The 20,097-nt window shown below is 70.1% G+C and carries 16 protein-coding genes and 1 pseudogene; 2 read left to right on the top strand and 15 right to left on the bottom strand.

Translation table 11 applies throughout. The annotated features are described in order from the left end of the window. Positions 1 to 452: 452 nt before the first annotated feature. Together phoH2 and AN215_RS23110 are read right to left on the bottom strand one after the other, a co-directional pair. The gene (gene phoH2, locus AN215_RS23115) at positions 453 to 1,775 is read right to left on the bottom strand and encodes an RNA 5'-3' helicase PhoH2 (protein WP_070011165.1); all 1,323 of its coding nucleotides are present in this window, start codon (positions 1,773 to 1,775) and stop codon (positions 453 to 455) included. 581 nt (positions 1,776 to 2,356) lie between these two features. Then, positions 2,357 to 3,157 carry an isoprenyl transferase gene (locus tag AN215_RS23110; RefSeq protein ID WP_070011166.1) on the bottom strand — a complete coding sequence of 267 codons (801 nt, stop codon included), beginning with the start codon at positions 3,155 to 3,157 and terminating at the stop codon, positions 2,357 to 2,359. A gap of 304 nt (positions 3,158 to 3,461) precedes the next feature. On the opposite strand from AN215_RS23110, the gene mgrA reads away from it, so the two are divergent. Then, on the top strand, positions 3,462 to 4,514 hold the full coding sequence (gene mgrA, locus AN215_RS23105) for an L-glyceraldehyde 3-phosphate reductase (RefSeq protein ID WP_070011167.1): 1,053 nt from the start codon (positions 3,462 to 3,464) through the stop codon (positions 4,512 to 4,514). A 761-nt stretch (positions 4,515 to 5,275) separates the two neighbouring features. On the opposite strand, the gene AN215_RS23100 is transcribed toward mgrA, so the two are convergent. Genes AN215_RS23100 through AN215_RS23090 form a run of 3 tightly spaced genes read right to left on the bottom strand, consistent with a single transcriptional unit; the run spans position 5,276 to position 10,943 of the window. Continuing rightward, positions 5,276 to 9,946, bottom strand: a complete 4,671-nt coding sequence (locus AN215_RS23100) for a putative T7SS-secreted protein (RefSeq protein WP_070011168.1) — start codon at positions 9,944 to 9,946, stop codon at positions 5,276 to 5,278. Further along, complete coding sequence (locus AN215_RS23095; protein WP_070011169.1) at positions 9,946 to 10,515, bottom strand: hypothetical protein; 570 nt, start codon at positions 10,513 to 10,515, stop codon at positions 9,946 to 9,948. The genes AN215_RS23100 and AN215_RS23095 overlap by 1 nt, the downstream gene beginning before the upstream one ends. Continuing rightward, positions 10,512 to 10,943, bottom strand: a complete 432-nt coding sequence (locus AN215_RS23090) for a hypothetical protein (protein ID WP_070011170.1) — start codon at positions 10,941 to 10,943, stop codon at positions 10,512 to 10,514. The genes AN215_RS23095 and AN215_RS23090 overlap by 4 nt, the downstream gene beginning before the upstream one ends. Before the next feature lie 319 nt (positions 10,944 to 11,262). Here AN215_RS23090 and AN215_RS23085 point away from each other — a divergent pair, with 319 nt between their 5' ends. Then, positions 11,263 to 11,442, top strand: coding sequence for a hypothetical protein (locus AN215_RS23085; protein WP_070011171.1), 180 nt, complete (start codon positions 11,263 to 11,265; stop codon positions 11,440 to 11,442). Positions 11,443 to 11,537: 95 nt separating this feature from the next. On the opposite strand, the gene AN215_RS23080 is transcribed toward AN215_RS23085, so the two are convergent. From AN215_RS23080 to AN215_RS30505, 10 genes and pseudogenes are all read right to left on the bottom strand, one after another. Further along, entirely contained in the window at positions 11,538 to 12,269 is a 732-nt protein-coding gene (locus tag AN215_RS23080) for an OmpA family protein (protein WP_420856174.1), read from the bottom strand. A 25-nt stretch (positions 12,270 to 12,294) separates the two neighbouring features. Next, positions 12,295 to 12,867, bottom strand: coding sequence for a hypothetical protein (locus AN215_RS23075; RefSeq protein WP_245694658.1), 573 nt, complete (start codon positions 12,865 to 12,867; stop codon positions 12,295 to 12,297). A gap of 50 nt (positions 12,868 to 12,917) precedes the next feature. Further along, complete coding sequence (locus tag AN215_RS23070) at positions 12,918 to 13,469, bottom strand: hypothetical protein (RefSeq protein ID WP_070011173.1); 552 nt, start codon at positions 13,467 to 13,469, stop codon at positions 12,918 to 12,920. A 35-nt stretch (positions 13,470 to 13,504) separates the two neighbouring features. Continuing rightward, entirely contained in the window at positions 13,505 to 13,708 is a 204-nt protein-coding gene (locus tag AN215_RS23065) for a hypothetical protein (protein WP_070011174.1), read from the bottom strand. A 295-nt stretch (positions 13,709 to 14,003) separates the two neighbouring features. Next, the gene (locus tag AN215_RS23060; protein WP_070011175.1) at positions 14,004 to 14,903 is read right to left on the bottom strand and encodes a DUF5936 domain-containing protein; all 900 of its coding nucleotides are present in this window, start codon (positions 14,901 to 14,903) and stop codon (positions 14,004 to 14,006) included. Between the two features lie 10 nt (positions 14,904 to 14,913). Continuing rightward, positions 14,914 to 15,858, bottom strand: a complete 945-nt coding sequence (locus AN215_RS23055; RefSeq protein ID WP_070011176.1) for a type II secretion system F family protein — start codon at positions 15,856 to 15,858, stop codon at positions 14,914 to 14,916. 136 nt (positions 15,859 to 15,994) lie between these two features. Beyond that, positions 15,995 to 17,347, bottom strand: coding sequence for a TadA family conjugal transfer-associated ATPase (locus tag AN215_RS23050; RefSeq protein ID WP_070011177.1), 1,353 nt, complete (start codon positions 17,345 to 17,347; stop codon positions 15,995 to 15,997). Between the two features lie 66 nt (positions 17,348 to 17,413). Further along, the gene (locus AN215_RS30695) at positions 17,414 to 17,920 is read right to left on the bottom strand and encodes a TadE family protein (RefSeq protein WP_079123333.1); all 507 of its coding nucleotides are present in this window, start codon (positions 17,918 to 17,920) and stop codon (positions 17,414 to 17,416) included. Positions 17,921 to 17,927: 7 nt separating this feature from the next. Further along, positions 17,928 to 18,614 (bottom strand): TadE/TadG family type IV pilus assembly protein, encoded by a 687-nt coding sequence (locus tag AN215_RS30690; protein ID WP_275521603.1) that lies wholly within the window; start codon positions 18,612 to 18,614, stop codon positions 17,928 to 17,930. A gap of 302 nt (positions 18,615 to 18,916) precedes the next feature. Then, positions 18,917 to 20,087: pseudogene (locus AN215_RS30505) on the bottom strand (CpaE/TadZ family protein); the annotation flags it as partial. Positions 20,088 to 20,097 lie beyond the last annotated feature (10 nt).

Genomic DNA, 20,097 nt, shown 5'->3' with positions numbered 1-20,097 from the left:
AGTGACCGCGCGGGCGCTGATCGTGCCCCTGGCACAGACCTCCTCGGAACATGGTCACCGGAGGTGCGGGCCCGTCGGACCCTCCTTGGGCTGGGAGGGACCGCGTGGTACTCGGGCGGCATACGGCGCTGACTGCTTTTCAGTTCTGAACTGCTCTGTGGTGCAGCACCATCTCTGGTGCCGGTGTGCCGTATGCGGGGCCTGACAGAACCCACACCCTGCCGGACGCGAGCAGCTGAGGCAATTCCACGCTGAGTGGGATAGGTCACACGTGGTTTGGCTGTCACGTTGACCGGAAACACGCGCGCGCGCCGCTCCGGAGGGCTAGGCTGCCGCGCCCTCACAACCACTCGTACGAGCGAACGTCGGCGCACACACCGCTGAACAGCATTGACGCCGACCGCCCTTGAGGACAGCCGGCGCCCAACACCCGCAGAAGCGGACAACTCCCGTCAGATATGCGTCTCTTCGAGCATCTCGGTCACAAGAGCTGCAATCGGTGACCTTTCGGACCTGGTGAGTGTGATGTGCGAGAAGAGGGGGTGCCCCTTCAACTTCTCGACCACGGCCACGACTCCGTCGTACCGCCCCACGCGCAGATTGTCCCGCTGCGCCACGTCATGGGTGAGAACGACCCGCGACCCGGCGCCGATCCGCGAGAGCACGGTCAGCAGTACGTTCCGCTCCAGCGACTGCGCCTCGTCCACGATCACGAACGCGTCGTGCAGCGAACGGCCGCGGATGTGCGTCAGCGGCAGCACCTCCAGCATGCCGCGCTCCACGACCTCGTCGATGACCTCGCGGCTGGTGACGGCGGAGAGCGTGTCGAAGACCGCCTGCGCCCACGGGTTCATCTTCTCGGCCTCGGTGCCCGGCAGATAGCCCAGGTCCTGGCCGCCCACCGCGTACAGCGGCCTGAAGACCATCACCTTCCGGTGCTGCCGGCGCTCCAGCACGGCCTCCAGCCCGGCACAGAGCGCGAGCGCACTCTTGCCCGTACCGGCACGGCCGCCCATGGAGATGATGCCGACCTCCGGGTCCAGCAGCAGGTCCAGAGCGATGCGCTGCTCCGCGCTGCGGCCCTTGATGCCGAACGCCTCGCGGTCACCGCGTACGAGCTTGATGCGGCCCTGCGGCGTCACGCGCCCCAGCGCCCTGCCCTTCTCGGAGTGGAGCACCAGGCCCGTGTGGACGGGGTATTCGGACGCCTCCTCCACGAACACGCTCTCGGCGGCGAAGAGTTCGTCGATGTCTTCCCCGGGCAGCGTGAGCTCCGACATGCCCGTCCAGCCGGATTCGGTGATGGCGAGCTCCGCGCGGTACTCCTCCGCGTGAAGTCCGACGGACGACGCCTTGATGCGCAGCGGCAGATCCTTGGAGACGACGGTGACGTCGAACCCCTCCGCCTGCAGGTTCCTCGCCACGGCGAGAATCCGGGAGTCGTTGTCCTCCAGACGGAATCCGGCGGGGAGAACGCCCGGGTCCGAGTGGTTCAGTTCGACGCGGAGCGAGCCGCCCACATCGCCGATCGGGATGGGGGCGTCCAGACGGCCGTGCTTCACACGGTATTCATCCAGCCGCCTCAGCGCCTGCCGGGCGAAGTAGCCCAGCTCCGGGTGATGCCGCTTTGCCTCCAACTCGGTCACGACGACGACGGGCAGCACGATCTCGTGCTCCTCGAAACGGTCCATCGCCATCGGGTCTGCGAGCAGCACGCTGGTGTCGATGACATACGTGCGCCGGTCGGAATCGTTGCGCTTCTTGCTTGTCACCACGGGTGGACGAACCCCCTCGGAAGAGGTCGGGGTGCGACGGCGTCGCAAGGGAAGAGACCGGTCCGGACCCGCTCGCGGCGGGCCGGAGACCGGCCCTCCGCGACATCCCAGTCGCCGCAGAGTTCCTGCGGCGGTCCGTGGTCTGCAATCGGGCCTCCCGGCGCCGGGGCCTGTGGAGGGCACCCAGCCATGAGGTGATATTCCCCCGGCTGAGCGCAAGCATGCAATGGCATATGCGGAGCGCCCCGCCAGGGTGACCTCGGCAACCCCTACCGGGGAAAGAAGTGCTGCTCATCGGCACACTCAGGTGGCGCGGCCCGCCCGGTGCGCTGTACGGGGCGCTGCCTGTGCCCGTACGCCGGGGCGTGAAAGGGGGTGCGGGGGCGGGCCCGGGGTGCGCGAGGGGCGCGGACCGGTCCCGCAGCGCCTCGCTTAGCGACGGTGGCAGGATGGGTGCGGTGGCTGGATCCGTGCCGTGACGCCGGCCGGTCGGTCCGTCCCGCAACGCCGGTGGATCATCCCGTGGCGCCGGTCGGTCAGTTCGCGCGGCGCGGTGGATCGGGCCCCGCGGCGCCGGTGGCTCAGTTCCCGTAGCGCCGGTGACGGGCCGCGTAGTCGCGGATGGCGCGCAGGAAGTCGACCTTGCGGAAGGCCGGCCAGAAGACCTCGCAGAAGTAGTACTCCGAGTGGGCGCTCTGCCAGAGCATGAAGCCGGAGAGCCGCTGCTCGCCGCTGGTGCGGATGACGAGGTCCGGATCGGGCTGGCCCCGGGTGTAGAGGTGCTTGGAGATGTCCTCGACGGTCAGCGTCTCCGCCAGCTCGTCCAGGCTCGTGCCGCCGGCGGCACGGTCCGCGAGGAGCGAGCGCACCGCGTCGGTGATCTCCTGACGGCCGCCGTAGCCCACCGCCACGTTCACCAGAACGCCGTCGACGTGGCCGGCCTTCTCCTCGGCCTTCTTCAGCACCTGCTGCGTACGGTCCGGCAGAAGGTCGAGCTGGCCGACGTGGTGCACCCGCCAGCGGCCGGCGTCGGCCAGGTCGCGCACGGTGTCCTCGATGATGCCGAGCAGCGGCAGCAGCTCGTTCTCCGCGCGGTTGAGGTTGTCCGTGGAGAGCAGCCACAACGTGACGACCTTGACGTCCGTCTCCTCGCACCATCCCAGCAGCTCACGGATCTTCTCCGCGCCCGCCTGGTGGCCCTGCTCCGCCGTGCCGCCCGAAGCCCGCGCCCAGCGCCGGTTCCCGTCGAGGATCACACCGATGTGCTTGGGCACCTGGTCGGTGTCGAGCCGGTACTCCACCCGGCGGGCATAGAGCCTGTACACCAGGTTGCGAAGCTTGTTGTAGATGGCCAGCCCCTCCTTCGGCGAGTCCGGGACCATTGAACCTTACTGCGGGTGAAGCCCCTGGACGAAGCCGGGCCGTCGGGCCGCTGTCCGCGCGATCTCCACGGACCGGACTCCGTACGCCCCTCACCTCGTCGCCCTGGGCGGGTCCGACGGAGCCGGTGCCCACGGGGCGATTTCCCACTGGCCGGATTCCCAGTGGTTCCCACTGGTCGATTCCCACGGACCGGGACCGCGCGTGCGGGTAAGGGGGCGGTCATGCGGAGCGGAATGCGCAGCCCGGACATCGGACGGCCTCCGCCGGGCAGACCTCCGCCAGGCTGCTGATAGGAAAGGTGCCATGACGGACGACTCCTCCCTCCACCCGTACCGTGCCGACGACGCCCGCTACGACTCCATGGAGTACCGGCGCACCGGCCGCTCCGGCCTGAGGCTCCCGGCGATCTGCCTCGGCCTGTGGCACAACTTCGGTGACGACCGCCCGCTGGAGACGCAGCGCGCGATCCTCCGCCGCGCCTTCGACCTGGGTGTGACCCACTTCGACCTGGCCAACAACTACGGTCCGCCGCCCGGCTCCGCGGAGCAGAACTTCGGCAAGCTGATGGACCAGGACTTCCGTCCGTACCGCGACGAGCTGATCGTCTCGACCAAGGCGGGCTACCCCATGCACCCCGGTCCCTACGGCGACTGGGGCTCCCGCAAGTATCTGCTGTCGTCGCTGGACGCCTCGCTGCGGCGCATGGGCCTCGACTACGTCGACATCTTCTACTCCCACCGCTTCGACCCGCGGACCCCGCTGGAGGAGACGATGGGGGCTCTCGCCTCCGCCGTGCGGCAGGGCAAGGCGCTCTACGCCGGCATCTCCTCGTACAACTCCCGGCGTACGCGCGAAGCCGCCGCCCTGCTGCGGGAGATGGGCGTGCCCGCGCTCATCCACCAGCCCTCGTACTCGATGCTGAACCGCTGGACGGAGGAGGACGGCCTGCTCGACACCCTCGAGTCGGAGGGCATGGGCTGCATCTCCTTCGCCCCGCTCGCGCAGGGCCTGCTCACCGACAAGTACCTGCAGGGCGTCCCTGAGGGCTCGCGCGCCTCAAAGGGCACGTCGCTGGACCCCGGGCTCCTGACGGAGGACGTGCAGCGCAGGCTGCGCGGACTGGACGACGTGGCGCGTCGCCGCGGCCAGTCGCTCGCGCAGCTGGCGCTGCGGTGGGTGCTGCGGGACCCGCGGATGACGTCCGCGCTCATCGGTGCGAGCAGCGTGCGCCAACTGGAGGCGAATGTGGCGGCGTTGGAGGGGCCGGAGCTGACGGCGGACGAGCTGCGGGAGATCGACTCGTACGCGGTCTCAGAGCCGGGCACGAACATCTGGGCCCGGAGCAGCGAGAGCTGACGGACGCCCCTGGCGGGGCGGGCCGGGCCGCGGCGGGCGGGCGGCCCCTGCGGTGCTGCCGGGACGGGCCCGGGGGGTCCGGGTCCCGGCGGACCCGGACCGCGGCTGACCCGGGGCCGCCAGGGCCTGAACGTAAAGCGGGCCGGTCCGTAGGGGGATACGGACCGGCCCGAGGGGGGGTTCCCACCCTAGCCCCTGTCAGCGGTTCATCCGGGCACCAACTGCCTTGCCGATGTGTCGTTTCCACACTCTTCCCGGCGGCCCCGCCCGGGGTTCAGGGGCGGTTCGCCCCGGCGGTACCCACGGCCTCGTACCCCGAAGAGCGACCCCGCGGATGAGCACCGGCTTGACGTGGCTGGGGTCTTATGGCGATCGGGGCCCTGGAGTCGAGCGCTGGCCCGGGTAGGCACGTGCACTATGTCCCCGGCCGCCTCATCTCAACTGGCGGGCAGCTCACCCAGCCGGGACGGGCATCCGTCCGTGATCGACCCGGAATCCACTCGTCATGTAGGGAGCAGGCCCGCGACGCCGGTGTCATTCTTCCTCCAGCACTTCCAGACTGTCCCACAGCGGCTCCAGCCCAAGAGCGGCCAAGTAGTTATCCAACAGTACAAAAGGGGGCGTATTCTGAGGCTCCCTACCCTCCCAAACGTTATCGCACTCTTCGCACACCTTGATCACTTCTTGTCGCCCTTTCACACGACAAGAAACAACCCACCCCTGGCCGCATCGTGGGCACTGAATCACTTCCTTGCGTCCCTTCACGCTTGGGGGAATGCGGTAATCACCTTTTGGGTTCCGGGTTCGACCACGATCCTGAGATTGGTTTCTCCGGCAGTTCCAACCTCTCTACCTATCGGCACAATGTACTTTCCAGGGTCATTGGGGTCAGGTGTCCCCCGTTTTCCCCATCCCTCATCGATAAGCGCCAGAACCTCCTCTTGACTGGGGTTCTTGAACACGCTGTGGGCCGGTTTTGATGGGTTCGGAGATGCGTGATCCATCACGTGTGTCAAGCGGTGACCGTGCCTCGACCCAGGGCCGTATACCAAGCCTCCAGGAGATTCAAAGCGACTCTCGCCCAGATCGGAGAAACCGTCTGGCTTGCATGGACCAAGCCCCAGCGGGTCCGCCCACGTGTGGGGGTTGTGGACGTACGTGGTCGGGTTGGGGGACGGTTCCAGGCCCAGGGGGTCCGGGGAGAGGTAGCGGGCCGTGGTGGGGTCGTAGTGGCGGTGGAAGTTGTAGTGGAGGCCCGTTTCCGGGTCGGCGTACTGACCCGGGAAGCGCAGCGGCGTGTGGGCCGTCGCGTCCGCGTTCCAGGTCGTGGTGCCCCACAGGGTGCTGCGCGTGCGCCAGGCGATCGCGCCGGACTCGTCGAGGAGTTCGGTCGGCGTGCCCACCAGGTCCGTGGCTATCGCGAAGAATCGGGAGTCGATCTCCGCCTGGGTCGAAGCGTTGGTGATGCGCTCCGTCTGAGTGAGGGGGCGCAGACCGTCGTGGTCCCAGGTCAGCGTGACCGGGTCGGGCAGGCCCGGGGCGGCGGTGGTCTGCTCGATCAGCGTCGAGCCGTCCCAGGTGAAGTCCACCTGTTCCAGGACCTGTTCACCGTCCGGGGAGAGGCGCTGCTTGGCTGTCCGGCGGCCCAAGGGGTCGTACAGGTAGCGCCAGCGGCTGCCGTCGGGGGTGGTCACCGACGTGAGGTGGTCCTCGCCGTCCCAGGCGTAGCGCCAGGTGTCCGGTTTCTTCGAAAGCCTGGATTTCTGACGCAGCACAGCGCGTCCGGCGTCGTCGTACTCGTAACGGACGGAGCCGGCCGACAGGAGTTTCGTGCCCGCGTAGCTGCGCTGCCCCCGGGCATCGGAACTCGCGTGCTGGGCCGGCCAGTCGGCTGATGTCTGGTTGCCCGCCTCGTCGTAGGCGTACGACTCCGACCAGTCCTCGGCGGTGACCGCCGTGACGCGGCCCACGCGGTCGAGAGCGAAGCGCTGCGGGCCGTTCAACTGGTCCTCGACGCCGATCAGATGGCTGTCCGGACGGTAGCTGTAGCTGCGCTGTTGCACCGTGCCGACGGTGGGACCGTGCACCGTCTGGGAGGCCAGACGGCCCGCCGGGTCCCAGAGGCTGGTGAAGGCCAACTCCCCGCCGCCGATGCGGCGGACCGTCTCCCGGCCCGCCTCGTCGTGGTCGAAGGCGACCGTGTGGCCGTTGGTGGTGAGCGAGGTGCGGTTTCCGGCGGCGTCGTACCCGTACGTGGTGACCGTGCCGGACGGGGTCGTGCGACGGGTTCGGCGGCCGAGCGCGTCGTAGTCGTGGGACAGGACCCGGCCGCCCACCGCCTCGGTCTTGATGCGGCCGAGCTTGTCGCGGCGGCACACGAGGCCGGCGTCCGGGCCGGTGGCGGATATCAGGCGGCCGCCCGCGTCGTACGTGAAGTCGGTCGCGTCGCCGTCGGCGTTCTTCCTGGTGATACGGCCCATCGCGTCGCGCGTGAAACTGACGGTCTGCCCGGCCGGGTTGGTGCGGAAGGCAAGGCCGCCGGTCGAGTCGTGGCCGTACTGGACGGTGCGGTCGTCGAAGTCCGTCTCCGAGATGAGGCGTCCCGCGGCGTCGTACGTGTAATTCCAGGTCAGGCCCTGGGGACTGGTGACCCCGACAAGGCGCAGCTCGGTGTCGTAGGCGAAGGTGTGGCGCACGCCGTCCGGGTCGGTCCGGGCGGTGCGCAGGTCGAAGTGCGTGTATTCGTAGCGGGTTTCACCGCCGACGGCGTCGGTGTGGGTGAGGCAGTTGCCCTCCCCGTCATACGTCCAGCTCTCCACGGCCCCGTCCGGGTCCTCGCGCCGGACCAGGCGGCCCTCCGGCGTCCAGGAAAGGCGTGTCGTCGCGCCGGACGGGTCGGCGAGGGTGACGGGACGCCCGAGCGCATCCCGTACATACGTGGTCGTGCCGCCATTGGGGGAGCCCCGGCCGGAGGCTGGGGAAGGGTCCGTGACCGACAGCGGCAGCCCCGCACGGTCGCAGCGGACGCGGCTGGTCGCGCCCGACGCGTCGGTCACCGAGGCAAGATGGCCGCGGTCGTCGTAGCCGTACGTCGTCGTGGCGCCGGCCGGGTCCGTGGCGGCGGTGACCAGACCTCGCTCGTCCCGTGCGTAGTGCCACTCGGCCCCGTCCGCCGCAATCCTGCGGACGGGGCGCCCCGACTCGTCGTAGTCGACGGCGACTTCGCCGCCGTCCGGCAGCACGACCCGCAGCGTCCGCCCGTCGTCGTCATAGGTGTATTCGACGGTGCCGCCGAGCGGATCGGTGACGGTGAGCGGGCGGTGCCGGGCGTCGTAAGTGGTGCGGGTGGTATGCCCGTTGGCGTCGGTCTCCGCCACGATCCGGAGCCGGCTGTCGACGAGGAAGTGCTGGCGGTGGCCGAGGGAGTCGGTGACGCGGGTGACGTGGTGGCCGGGGACGTCCGAGGGCAGCCGGTATTCGAAGGTGGCGCGGAGGTGGCCCGCCTCGCCGGTGTGGAAGACGCAGCGGTCCTCTTGGTCGTACGTGTACGAGAACGAGCGGTCGTTGCTGTCCGTCCAGGAGACGATCCGGCCGTGCTCGTCCACGCCGTAGCGGAGGGCCGCTCCGGTGGAGTCGGCGACAGCCACCAGATGGCCTGCCTCGTCGTAGTCGTACGACTTCAGCAGCTGTCCCGAGCCGTCGGCTGCGGCCCCCGCCAGATGCAGGGCCGTCACACGCTCCCCGTCGCACGTGAAGGTCAGTTCGTAACCCCCGGAGTGGCTGACCGACAGCGGGGTGCCCGCGTCCGCGTCCCACTCGAAGGACGCCCAGCCGCCGGAGTCGTGGGCGAGGGCGGCGATACGGGCGATGCCGTCGCCGCCCGGTGGTGCGTCTTCCGGGGCGGAGAAGCCGCGCACGAGGCCCGTCACCGGATCGGTGAGGGTGTACGAGCCGTCGACGGCGCGGTCCAGCGGCCAGGGCAGGCCCTCACGCGGGATGACCGGGACGCCGGGCGCCGGATGCGGGTAGGCGCGGACGCTGCCGTCGGCGGCGACATACACCACGCCCTCGGAGTCGATCTCCAGGCGCTCGTCGAGCGGGGAGGCCCAGGCGGCGCCGAACCAGCCGCCGAGGCGGTACGCGGACTCGAAGGTGCGGGTGAAGGCGAGCGGGAAGGAGCCGGGGAGCGAGACGTCGGTCTCCTGGAGGACCATCCGGCCGGTGGCCATGTCCACGGGCTCATTGCGCAGGACCTTGCAGTTCAGCTGCCGGCCCAGGTCCTTCAGGCGCTCCTTGACCGTCTTGCGTGCGCCCTGCTCGGCGCCCTCCTTCAGGCCCTGCTTGGCCCCGGTCTTGAGCCCGCCCTTCAGACCGCCCTTGACCGCGCCGCCTGCGCCCTTGCCGCCGATCAGCTCGACCAGGACCTTCCCGACTATCTCCCCCGGGTCGCGCCAGTTGGCGTTCTTGACGGCGCTGACGATGCGCTCCGGGTGGGCGGCGGTGGCGGCAAGGCCGGTCAGGACTCCGTTGACGTTCTTGGCGTACTCGCCGGGGTGGGTCAGGTTGTACGGATTCATCGGGTCGAGCGTCCGGGCCAGTTGAAGCGTCCCCACCAGGCCCTGCGCGGCGCCGGAGAGGGCATGCATGGTGTTGAAGGACATCGCCTCGTTGGCGTCCCTGGCGCCGGCCTTCAGCTGGTCCATCAGCCCCGGCTCGGCCGGAGCGTCCCGCACCAGCCGGGACATCGTCTGCTGCGCGTCCCGTGCCGCCGAGTCGCGCTGGCGGCGGGCCTCCGAGAGGAGGTGCTGCGCCCGCGTCATTCCCTCCTTGCCCGGGTCGGAGAACGGTTCGGGACGGGGCCCCGGATCGCCTCCGGACTCGTTGACGCGATTCCAGGTGTCCGCGCGCTTGTTGTAGGCGGTGACTGCCTTCTCGGATGTGTCCTTCGCCTTCTTGTACGCGGCTATCGCCTCGCGCGCCTGGTCCTGCGCCCACTCCACCGTGGACGCGTACGTCACCAGAGCCTTGGCCGCGGACTCGCAGGCATCGGCGGCCTTGATCCAGAACTTCGGCTGCGGCTCGAACTTCTCCCGGAACTTCTCGCCCGCCTCGCCCCGCCAGGAGCCGGCGTCCAGGCCCCGCATGCCGGTGCCCATCCGTTCGAACGCGCGGAAGAAGTCCCGCAGATGCTCGGCTGTCTCGGTCAGCTCCTTGACCTCGCCGTGAATCAGCTCCTTGGGGTCCTCGGTCGTGCCCAGCTCGCGCTCGGAGACCTCGGCGCCCAGACGGTCGGCGGTCCACTCGCTCCCGTCGCGGATCGCCTCCGAGACGGCGCCGCCGCCCATCTGCTCCAGGCCGTCCGCGGCCTTGTTTCCGGCCCACTCGACACCGTCGCCGATCGCCTCGCCGGCGCTGCCGATCCAGTCCCCCATCAGTTCCTGCCCCCGTTGCCCTGCTGCTGCCCGGCGTCGCCGCCACCCTGGGCGTCACCGCCGCCGTCGTCGCCAACCTGCTTCCACTGGTCGCCCATCTCGTCGAAGTCGGGCAGCGAGTAGTCCACGGGCTTGTCCTCGACGGCCTTCTGCGCGGAGTCCCTCTGAATCTGCTCCCACGACTTGCCGGCGGCACCCTCGGCCGCCGCCGAGGCGTCTGCCGGGTTGTTCGCCGTCGCTGCCGCCGTCAGTTCCTTCAGGCTGCCGACGACGTACTCCTCCTGCTCGTGGTACAGCCCGGCGTTCAGGCCCAGCCCGAGGGCCATCTGGTTCGCGTCGTGGATCTTCTCCTTCACCGCCCAGCCCCAGCGGTCGCAGAAGTCTCCGAAAGCGGAGGCCAGTTGGGCGTCCCCCATCGCCAGCCCGGTCATCGACATGCTGGAGAAGCCCTGACCCTGCTGGCTGGTGATCGAGAAGTACCCGACCTCTTCGAACTCGGCGATGGCGTCCTTCAGACCCTTCTCGACGCGCTTCGCCGCCTCCGGGTCGAACTCGTAACCCCCGCTCATGCCTCAGCCCCCTCTCCCGGCACGACCGCGGCAGACCCTGTCGCGGGCTCCCCCATCGCCGCTTCCACGGCGGCTCGCTCCGGCACGATCCCCCGCACCGGCGGCAGCAACTCCCCGCCTTCGCTGCCCACGTCGAGTGCGACACCGCACCAGAAGTCCAGGGACGGGATCACCTCGTCCAGCAGCCGCGCCCCGTAGAGCGTCCGGAACTCCCAATCGCCGCCCACACCCCGTCCGCGGGCGAACGCGGCCAGGGCCTCCTGCGAAGTGAACGCGTATATCCAGCGCAGACCGCCCAGCTCCGCCGACATCAGCCCGCCGTCGTGCAGGGGCACCAGAACGAGGCGGCGACGGAACTCCCCCACCATCGCCGCCGCTTCGTCCCGTACGTGGTCCACCCGGCCGTCCGCTGCCGTTCCCCCCGACATCCGTACAACTCCCCCGTCCCATACGTCCGGCAGTACCCAGAACCGTACACACGGTCACGGACACACCTGCAGGACACCCGTTCTGTGAGGCATGGGTCACTGCCCGTGCGGGCGCCTGCGGCGAGGCCCGCGCGTGCGGACGGTGGTGCGGCCCGTGCTCATGGGACGAAGGCGCCGGTCAGAGCCGGCACGGGCGGAGTGGGGAAGGCTGGGGACAGTCGGCCCTTGAGAGGTTTACATGAGCTGAGCCGGCGTCACGTGACCTAAATCGCCCGCTATTCGGCCGTTAGCTGTCAGTGCCAGGCCCTAATCTGGACACATGTCCTCGACCTCCCAGCCGCCGGTCTCCGGCGGGCAGACCATCGCCGACGCCAACGAGGCCATCCGTCAGTATGTGGCGGGCCGTACGATCTGGTCGCAGGCGGATCTCGCCGAGCTTGACCGTCTGCGTACGGACTGGAAGCACGCCGTGCAGGCAGCTGTCACACGGGCGGCCTGAGCCTCACGCATCTCGCAACTCGCTCGATCGGGCGGGCCGGCTGAACGCCGTGCCCGCCCTTCGTCAGTCCTGGCGGAGGTCAGCCCCGGCGGCTGTCAGTCCTGACGGGGGAAGGACACCTCGACCCGGCGGTTCTTCTTGCGGCCCTCCTCGGACTTGTTGTCCGCGATCGGATAGTCCTCGCTGTAGCCGCGCACGTTGAAGGTGACCGTCGAGTCCAACTCCTCTGCCAGCGCCTTCTGTACGGCGTCGGCGCGCTTCCTGGAGAGCGTCTTCCCGTGCTCGTAGGAGCCGAGGTCGTCGGTGAAGCCGAAGACGTTGATCTCCTGCGCCTTCTGCGAGCCGACCTCGTCGGCGATTTCCGCGATACGGGTCTGCGCGCTGCCGTCGAGCTTCGCGCTGTCCTTCGGGAAGAGGACCTCCGCCTGGAGGGTGAACTTCGTCTTCTCCGTGCTGTCTTCGCGGCGTTCCTCACCGCTCAGGTCCTCGGTGACGAACTTGATGTCCAGCACCTTGGACGGAGCGAGCTTCGCACCGTCCGCCAGCTTCAGCCCCGCCGCCTGCGCGTCGATCTTCACCGGCGGCTTGGAGTCCCCGATGTTGTCCGGGGGTTCGCTGTAGTCCGGTGCGGGCGCGCCGCCCTCGCCGGGAAGGGAGGGGGCGGTGGTGGGGATGGTCGTGGGGTCGTCGGCGCCGGGGAGGGATGTCGGGCCGCTGGGAACCTTGACCGTGGGTTCCGGCGTGGGGTCGTCCGCCCGGGCGCCGGAGGCGCTGAGTGCCGTCAGCAGCACGGCGGAGGCGGATGTGCACAGGACGGTGCGCAGCAAGTGGCCCGCGGGCAGCTTCATCTCGTCACTCACCTGACAGCTTCACGGTCGCGCTCGGCATGTCCGCCACCTGGAAGTCGACCGAGGCCGTCGACGCGGGCGGAGCGGGGAACTGAGCGAACCATTCGGATGTCTCGCCCTGGTCCAGGCCGCCCGTGAATCTGGTGCAGAGGCAGTGCCCGTTGGTGTCCCGGAGGATGAAGTAGCGCTTCTTGCCCTTCTTGTCGACCATCGTCGCCCCGGCCATCGAAAGGCCGTTGTTCTTGAGTTCGGACTCCTCGCTGGCCCATCCCGGCAGGACGACGACCGAAGGGCCCTCGTTCTTCAACTTCCCCTTGATGGTGGTGAATCCGGAGTCGTCGCGCTTCGCGGAGTTGATGGTCAGGGTGAAGTTTCCGCCCTTGCCGCCCTTGACCTGCGCCAGCACTTCGTTCGTCTCTTCCGCGCCGGCGCCCGTGTCACCGCTGTCTTCGCTCTGGGAGGCGTCGCCCGAGTTCTTGCCCTCGTCCCCGCCGCCGTCACCGCCGCTGCAGCCGGCCACGGCAAGCACCAGGCCGGTGGTGATCGCCGCCGCAGTCGTCCCTCTGCGGGCTCTCATGGCGCGCCGAATGGTCATGGATAGCTCGTCCCCTGTTCGTCGTCCGCTCATCAGTCGACCAGCACCACCGAGAAGAGGTCCGACGGTTCCAGATCGAGGTCGATGTCGTCCGGGTCGATCGTCAAGTCCTCGCCGTCACAGGTGATTTCGATCAGCTTGCCGTCTTCGACGAGCTCGCACCGGGGTTTGATGACGGCGGTGGCACTGGCCTCGGCCTTCTTGTTGTCCGCGCCGGGGACCACCGTGTCCCCGGTGTCGAAGCGGGTGCGGACTTTCACCGTGTAGCCGTTGTGCCCGTCCTCGCTGACCCCGTCACAGCTGAGGACGTCCGAGCGGTTGCGGTCCGCGAAGTACTCGGCCTCGCCGCAGCCGTCACCGAAGAGCGACCCGAGACCGTCGAGGATGTCCTCCAGGCTCTTGCCCTCGAGAATCGCGTCGAGGAAGTCCTCGAAGAGCTCGTCCCGGTCGTCCTGGGCGGCGGCGAGCGCTGCCGCGTCCGCGGCCGACTGCCCCCCGTTGCGTACGGTCCCCGCCTGGGCGACGGCGAAGAAGGCGAAGGCGAGGAAGAGCAGGCCTGTGATCACGGCTCCGTAGAGGATCACCGTAGCCCCCTCGTCCCGGTGCCCGAGCCGTCTCCTCAGCCACCCAGGATGCTGTTGACCGCCTTCGCGATCCCCCCGGAGATCGCGGTGTCCAGCCCGAGCCCCCGGACCGCCAGGATGATCCCGGCGACGATGATCACGATGCCCGCGTATTCGATCGCTCCGGCGCCGCTGTCCGACCAGCGGCCGCGCAAACGCTCCGCGACGCGGTGGCGCCACCGGTGCATGGCCTTCGACATCACGATCTCCTTCGCTGATGGCCGAGTTGGGGCGCGACGGCAGGCCCCCGGCCCGTCTGCTGTAGTTCTGCACCGTCCTGGTGCCTGTGAAACGGGCTGCCGCGGCGCGGCAGCCGGAAAGGGCGGTGACGAGCCGACGACCAGTCATTCCGGCTTCCCTTCCGCTGCGTCGCCCACCGTTGTTGTCCGGATGCAGACTGTGCCACATCGGCCGCCCCCGTCGAAGGGGTCGGCGGAACGCGGGCGGAGTTTGGCGGAATCCGTTGTGAGAACCGGGAGTTCGGCTTTCATCCCGTCACCCGTTCAGTACGGAACCGAAGTCGGTGTCCGAGCCGAGTACGAAGGTCGCGACGATCAGCAGCAGTGTCCCCGGCAGCAGGAAGGCGATGGTCGTCATCGTCGCCTTGGGCACGGTCTTGGCCGCCTGGCGGCGGGCGTTCTGCGCGTCCGTACGCCGCATGTCCGTGGCGATCTGGATGAGCGTGTCCGCGATGGGCGCGCCGAGTTCCTCGCCCTGCTGGAGGGCGGTGACGAACTGGTCGACCTGGTCGCTCTCGTTGCGCCTGCGCAGCTCGTCGAAAGCCGCACGGCGGCTGACGCCCAGGTCCATCTGCCGCAGCGTGATGCGCAGTTCGTCGGCCCACGGCCCCTCGTAGTGCTCGGCGACACGCTCCATCGCCTGCCGGAAGCTGAGACCCGCGGAGACGACGACGGCCAGGACGTCGAGGAAGTCCGGCAGGGTGCGCTCGATGACACGCTTGCGGTCGCGGACGGCCTGCCGGATGCCGAGCTCCGCGGCGGTGAAGCCGAAGGCCAGCACGATGAACGCGAACAGCCAGCTGTCGGCGGCCAGTCCGACGATCGCCATGACGACGCCGAAGACTCCGTACGCCGCGCGCCGTGCGGCGTAACGGTGGATGGTCAGGCCTCCCGGGTTGCCGGCCCGGTCGATCTTCTTGCGCTTGGCGTTGACGCGCTCCTCGCCCATCAGACGCAGCACGAGCGGCGCCAGGGGCATGCCGAGGCGGTCGACTGCCGCCTCGCGTGCGGTCGTTCGCGTCGCGCCGACCTCCAGCGCGACGGCGAGGTCGCTGGGCAGCTCGATGTCGGCGCGGTACATGCGGATGCCCGCGATGGCCCCGTACACGGCGAGGCCGGCGACGGCGGCGAGGAGGAAGGGCAGGAAGGCGCTCACGGTCTCCTCCTCAGATCTCGATCTTGCCGAGGCGGCGGATGACGAAGAAGCCGGCGGCGAAAAGGCCGACGGCTCCTATGATCGCGAGCTGACCGATCGCCGAGCCGGTGACGCGGGCGAGGGCGCCGGGCATCATCGAGTTCATCATCAGCATCGCGCCCAGGCCCAGTACGGGCACGGTGAAGGCCGTCGCGTTCACTTCGGCGAGCATGGTGCGTACCTCGCGGCGGGTCTCCTTGCGCTCCTCGAGGGTGTCGGTGAGGTTGCGCAGCGACGCCACGAGCGTGCCGCCCGCCCGGTTGGCGAGCACCAACGTCGTGACGAGCACGACCAGTTCACGCGACGGCAGACGCTCGGCGAGTTCGTTCAGGGCGTCCTCGACGGACCGGCCGACGGCCAGCTGGTTGTTGACGAGGGTGAGTTCCTCTCCCGCCGGGGCCTCCAGCTCGTCCGCCGCCATGGCGAGCGCGGTACGCAGAGCGAGCCCGGCGGAGGTGGCGTTGGCGAGGATGCGGGACAGCTCGGGCAGCTGGTTGATGAACTGCTCGGTACGGCGCTGCCGTTGGTGACTGAGGAAGGCACCGGCGGCGAGCAGTCCGAGGACCGCGGCGATCGGCCCGAAGAACGGGGCGAGCACGGAGGCGGCGAGCAGCCACAGCCCGGCGACGACGGCGCCGACGTAGACGGTGAACTCACCGGGCGAGATGTCGAGGCCCGTCGCGGCCAGGCCGCTCTGCACCCGGTTGCCCAGCCGGGTGCCGCGCAGCCGCTTGTCGACGCCGGTGAAGGCGCGTCGGCGGCCCGGCGGCAGCTCGCGGCCGGCCGCTTCTTCGGAGAGGCGCTTGAGGTATTCCTTGTTCTGCGCGCGTCCCGACGCGAACGCCATGACCGCGGCGACGGCGAGCGCGCCGGCCAGCAGGAAGGCGCCGAGCGCGAGTTGTGCGGTGGTGTCCATGGCGTGGTCCTGGGTCCTGGTCCTGAGTCCTGTGGTCCGTGGTCCGTGGTCCGGTTGCCGGTGCTCCGGCGGTACGTGCCGAGTACGTGCCGTGTCTCCGGTGGGCCCGTGCGTCGTATTCGTCGCCGACGGGCCGCTACACCGCCTCCCTCGTGGTCAGCTGGTCCGCGTCGTCCGCGACTCCGAAGACCGGCGGCACGGTCTCGCTCACCATGTGAAGCCGTTCGGCCGCTCGCCGCGGTACGGGCAGATGCTCGAAGCTCCCGTGCACCTTGCCGTCCGCGGACACGGGTTCGGCGCCGAACCGGGAGACCGAGGCGATGCGGAAGACCTCGCGGCCGTGCGAGGCGAGCAGGGAGATCTCCACGATCTTCCGTGAGCCGTCGGGGAAGCGCGCCAGCTGGATGATCACGTCCACGGCGGAGTTGATCTGGTCCTGGAGCGCCGCGAAGGGGATCTCCACCTCCGACATGGAGGCGAGGGTCTGCAGGCGCATCAGCGCGTCCTCCGCGCTGTTGGCGTGCACCGTCGCCAGCGAGCCGTCGTGCCCCGTCGACATCGCCTGGAGCATGTCGAGCGTCTCCCCGCCGCGTACCTCGCCGACGATGATCCGGTCGGGCCGCATCCGCAGCGAGTTGCGCACGAGGTCGCGGACGGTGACCTGACCCCTGCCCTCCACGTTGGGCGGCCTGGTCTCCAGCCGGATGATGTGCCGCTGCTGGAGCTGGAGTTCGGCGGCGTCCTCGACGGTGATGATGCGCTCGTGGTCCGGGATGAGCCCGGAGAGCGCGTTGAGCAGTGTGGTCTTGCCGCTGCCCGTGCCGCCCGAGACGATCACGTTGAAGCGCGCGCGGATGAAGCCCGACAGCAGCGCCACGATGTGCTCGTCGAGGGTGCCCAGCGCGATCAGCTCGTGCAGCGCGTACGCCCGGGGGAAGCGCCGGATGGTGAGCGTGGGGCCGGTCAGGGAGAGCGGCGGGACGATGACGTTGACGCGCTCGCCGGAGGGCAGCCGGGCGTCGACCATCGGATTCGACTCGTCCACACGCCTGTTGACGGTCGAGACGATGCGCTCGATGGTCTGCATCAGCTGCTCTTCGGAGGCGAAGCGGACCGGCACCTGCTCGACGCGTCCCGACCGTTCGACGAAGACCTGGTCCGGCCCGTTGACCATGATCTCCGTGACGGAGGCGTCCTCCAGCAGCGGTTCGAGCACGCCGAGCCCGAGAGCCTCGTCGACGACGCGCCGGATGAGCAACTCCCGGTCGGCCGTGGACAGTACGGGCCCCTCGCGGCTGACGATGTGCCCCAGTACGCGCTCCAGGCGTGCCCTGCGTTCATGCGAGGGAAGGGCGGACATCTCCGCGAGGTCTATCTCTTCGAGGAGCTTCGTGCGGTAGGCGGACACGAGGTGGGCGGTGCCGCCGTCGGCGGCGACCCCGTTGCGCGTCCGGGACTCAGGCGTGGTCATGCGGGCCCGCAGACTCAATTCCGGCCTCCTCTCCGTGCGTTGTCGCTGTACGTCGCTGTGCGTTGTCGCTCCACGTCGGCCCGGTCAGTCGCGCGGCATCGTCGCCGAGCGCGACGCGTCGCCGAAGTCGTCCACGCCGGGGACGACGGAGGGAATGGTGACGGTGGTGGTCACCCGTACCTCGTCCTCGCCCCCTCCGAGGTCGAAACTGCTCCTGGACGCCGTCCACTCGGACATGGCCGCCTTGCCCGACGCCGCGTAGTCCTCGGCGATGTCCTCCTGGCTCGCGATGCGGGCTGCGGCGCGGGCTCCCGTACCGGCCTGCTGTACGGCGTAACCCGCGACGCCGAGCTGGATCGCGGCCATGGCCACCAGCAGGAGCAGGGGCATCATCCCCGCGAGCTCCAGGCTGGACGCGCCGCGTTCGCGTCCGGCGCCGCCCCGCAGGCGGGTCCGTACGCGTGCGGCTCGCGCCGTGCGCGCCCGTACCACCCTGGTCGCAGGCCGTACCGCCTCCGCGGCTGCCCCTGCCGCTGCCGTCCGGCCCGGTACCGGCCCCGGTGCCGTCCGTCTCCACCGCAGGCGCCTCATGCCGCGCTCACCCCTCCTCCGCGGCGCCGGCCGTGCCGGTGACGCTGAAGGGAAGCTTCCCCGCGCCGGGGAAGAGGACGGGTGCCGACAGGTCGACGTCGGCCTTCCACAGATGGCCGTCGAGGTTGCAGCTGACCGCCGAGTTGTCCCGCCACTCGTCGGGCAGGTGCTTGGTCGCCGCCGACTCGCAGGCGCCCTCCGCGTCGCCCGTCGAGGCGGCCGCGGTCGCCGCTCGTGCCGCCTCGTCGGCGGCGTTGCCGGCGAGCGAGAACGTGTAGCCGACCAGTACGCACTGCCACAGGACCGCCAGGACGGCGAGCACCACGGGTGCCATTCCGGCGAACTCCAGGGTCACGGCGCCCCGTTCACCCCAGACGCTCGTCTCGCCCTCGTCGTCGAGGTCGTCCACAGGCGGCGCCGCGGGCCTGCCCGGTACGCGTCCGGCCTCGGGTCCCACCGGCCCCACGCGCGTACGGGTGTGGAAGGGCGCCGCGCTGTTGTGTTCGAGCGGACTGCGGTGGTCGCGGTCACGGTGGTCCACGTCCAGGTCCGGGTCCCCGTGGTCGCCTGCCCTGGGCGCGTCGTGGGAAGCACCGAGCGTGCGGCTCGACGCGCCGGGCGGCAGCGCCTGCCGGCCGGCCGCGTCCCTGCCGGTGCCCGCGCTGGCCGGTGCGTGCCGGGGACGGGGCGGCATCCCTCCGGGGCCGGGACGTGCCGCCGCGGCGCGTGGCGCTCCCGGGCCTGACTGCCCCGGCGCCGCCTGCCCCTGCCTGCCCGCCTGGCCGCCCGACGCCGTGCCCGCCTGGCCGCCGGACGCCGTGCCCGGCTGCGCGCCGGACCCCGTACCCGGCGCACCGCCCGGCGGCAGCGCGCGCCCGCCCGGGCCGGAGCCCGCCGGAGGCAGCACCTGCTTGGGCTGCCCCGCCTGCCCCTTCGCGGCCCTGGCGCCCCTGCCGCCGCCCTTGCTGTGCCTGCCGGTGCCGCTCGACGCTTCCGCGGCCGTGCTCAGTCCCAGCTCGCCGGCGAACGACCACAGAGCCTGCTTGACGGAACCACGGGCTTCGAGGTCCTGGATGCGCCCTGCGTCCACGGCGCTCTGAAGTTCCTTGTAGTTGGCGGGAATCGTCGTCCCGGCAACGGGTGTCCCGACGATACGGGCGATCAGCGGCGGCTGGATCTCGGTGAACTTCGAGATGCGGTTGACGAGGGTGACGGTCTCCTCCGCCTTGCGGATCTGAAGCCGGTCCCACATCCGGACCATGCGCTTGGCGGCCCGTACGGCCACGACGTCCGGCGTCGTCACCAGCACCGCGCTGTCGGAGGTCTCGATCGCCGCGGCGTTGGCGGCGTTGAGCTGGGTGCCGCAGTCGATCACGACGATGTCGTAGCGGGCCCTGAGCGCGGCGATGATCTGACGGGCCGCGCGGTCGTCGACCTCCTCGCCCCGCTCGCCCTCCCCGGGGGCGAGGAGCAGCCCGAGCCCCGACTCGTGTGCGAAGAGCGCGTCCTGGAGCACCCGCGCGGAGATGTCGGCGATGCCGGCGAGGTCGGCCGCCGAACGCCGGAACTGCACGTCCAGATACGAGGCGACGTCCCCGGACTGCAGATCCATGTCCACGAGTGCGGTGCCGCGCCCCGACGCCTGTGCCGCGAGGGCCAGTTGGACCGCGGTCAGCGTCGTCCCGACTCCTCCCTTGGCACCGGTGACGGCGACGACGGTGCCGCCCGGACCGGCCGTCTCGTCCGGGATGCCGCCCAGGTGCTTCCGTACGCCCACGGCCCACGACGCCGCGGCGCCCACCCGCGCTGCGAGATCGTCATAGCTCAGGGGCAGCCCGAGAACACCGCGCGCCCCGGCGTCCATCGCCGCCGAATAGAGCGGCTGGCTGGTGTCGCGCGTGATGAGTACGACGCCGACGGCCGGGAAGCGGAGGGCGATCTCACGGATCAGCTCCAACGCCGGCATGGGACGGATGAGTTCGTGTACGAGCACGACCTCGGGCAGATCCGCGACCGTGCCTTCCGCCAGCCGCGCGAGGGAGTCCAGCAGTTGGGTGGAGTCGACGACGGCCGGTACCGGCTCGCTGTCGGGCAGCTGACTGAGCAGACCGCCGACCGACCTGGCTGCCTCCGGGTCGCTTACGGCTGGCTGAATGCGGGTGACCATGGGCTGACCT

Source organism: Streptomyces abyssalis (assembly GCF_001751365.1).
In the GTDB taxonomy this organism is placed as follows: domain Bacteria; phylum Actinomycetota; class Actinomycetes; order Streptomycetales; family Streptomycetaceae; genus Streptomyces; species Streptomyces abyssalis.
This window is presented reverse-complemented; position numbering and strand designations above follow the sequence as displayed.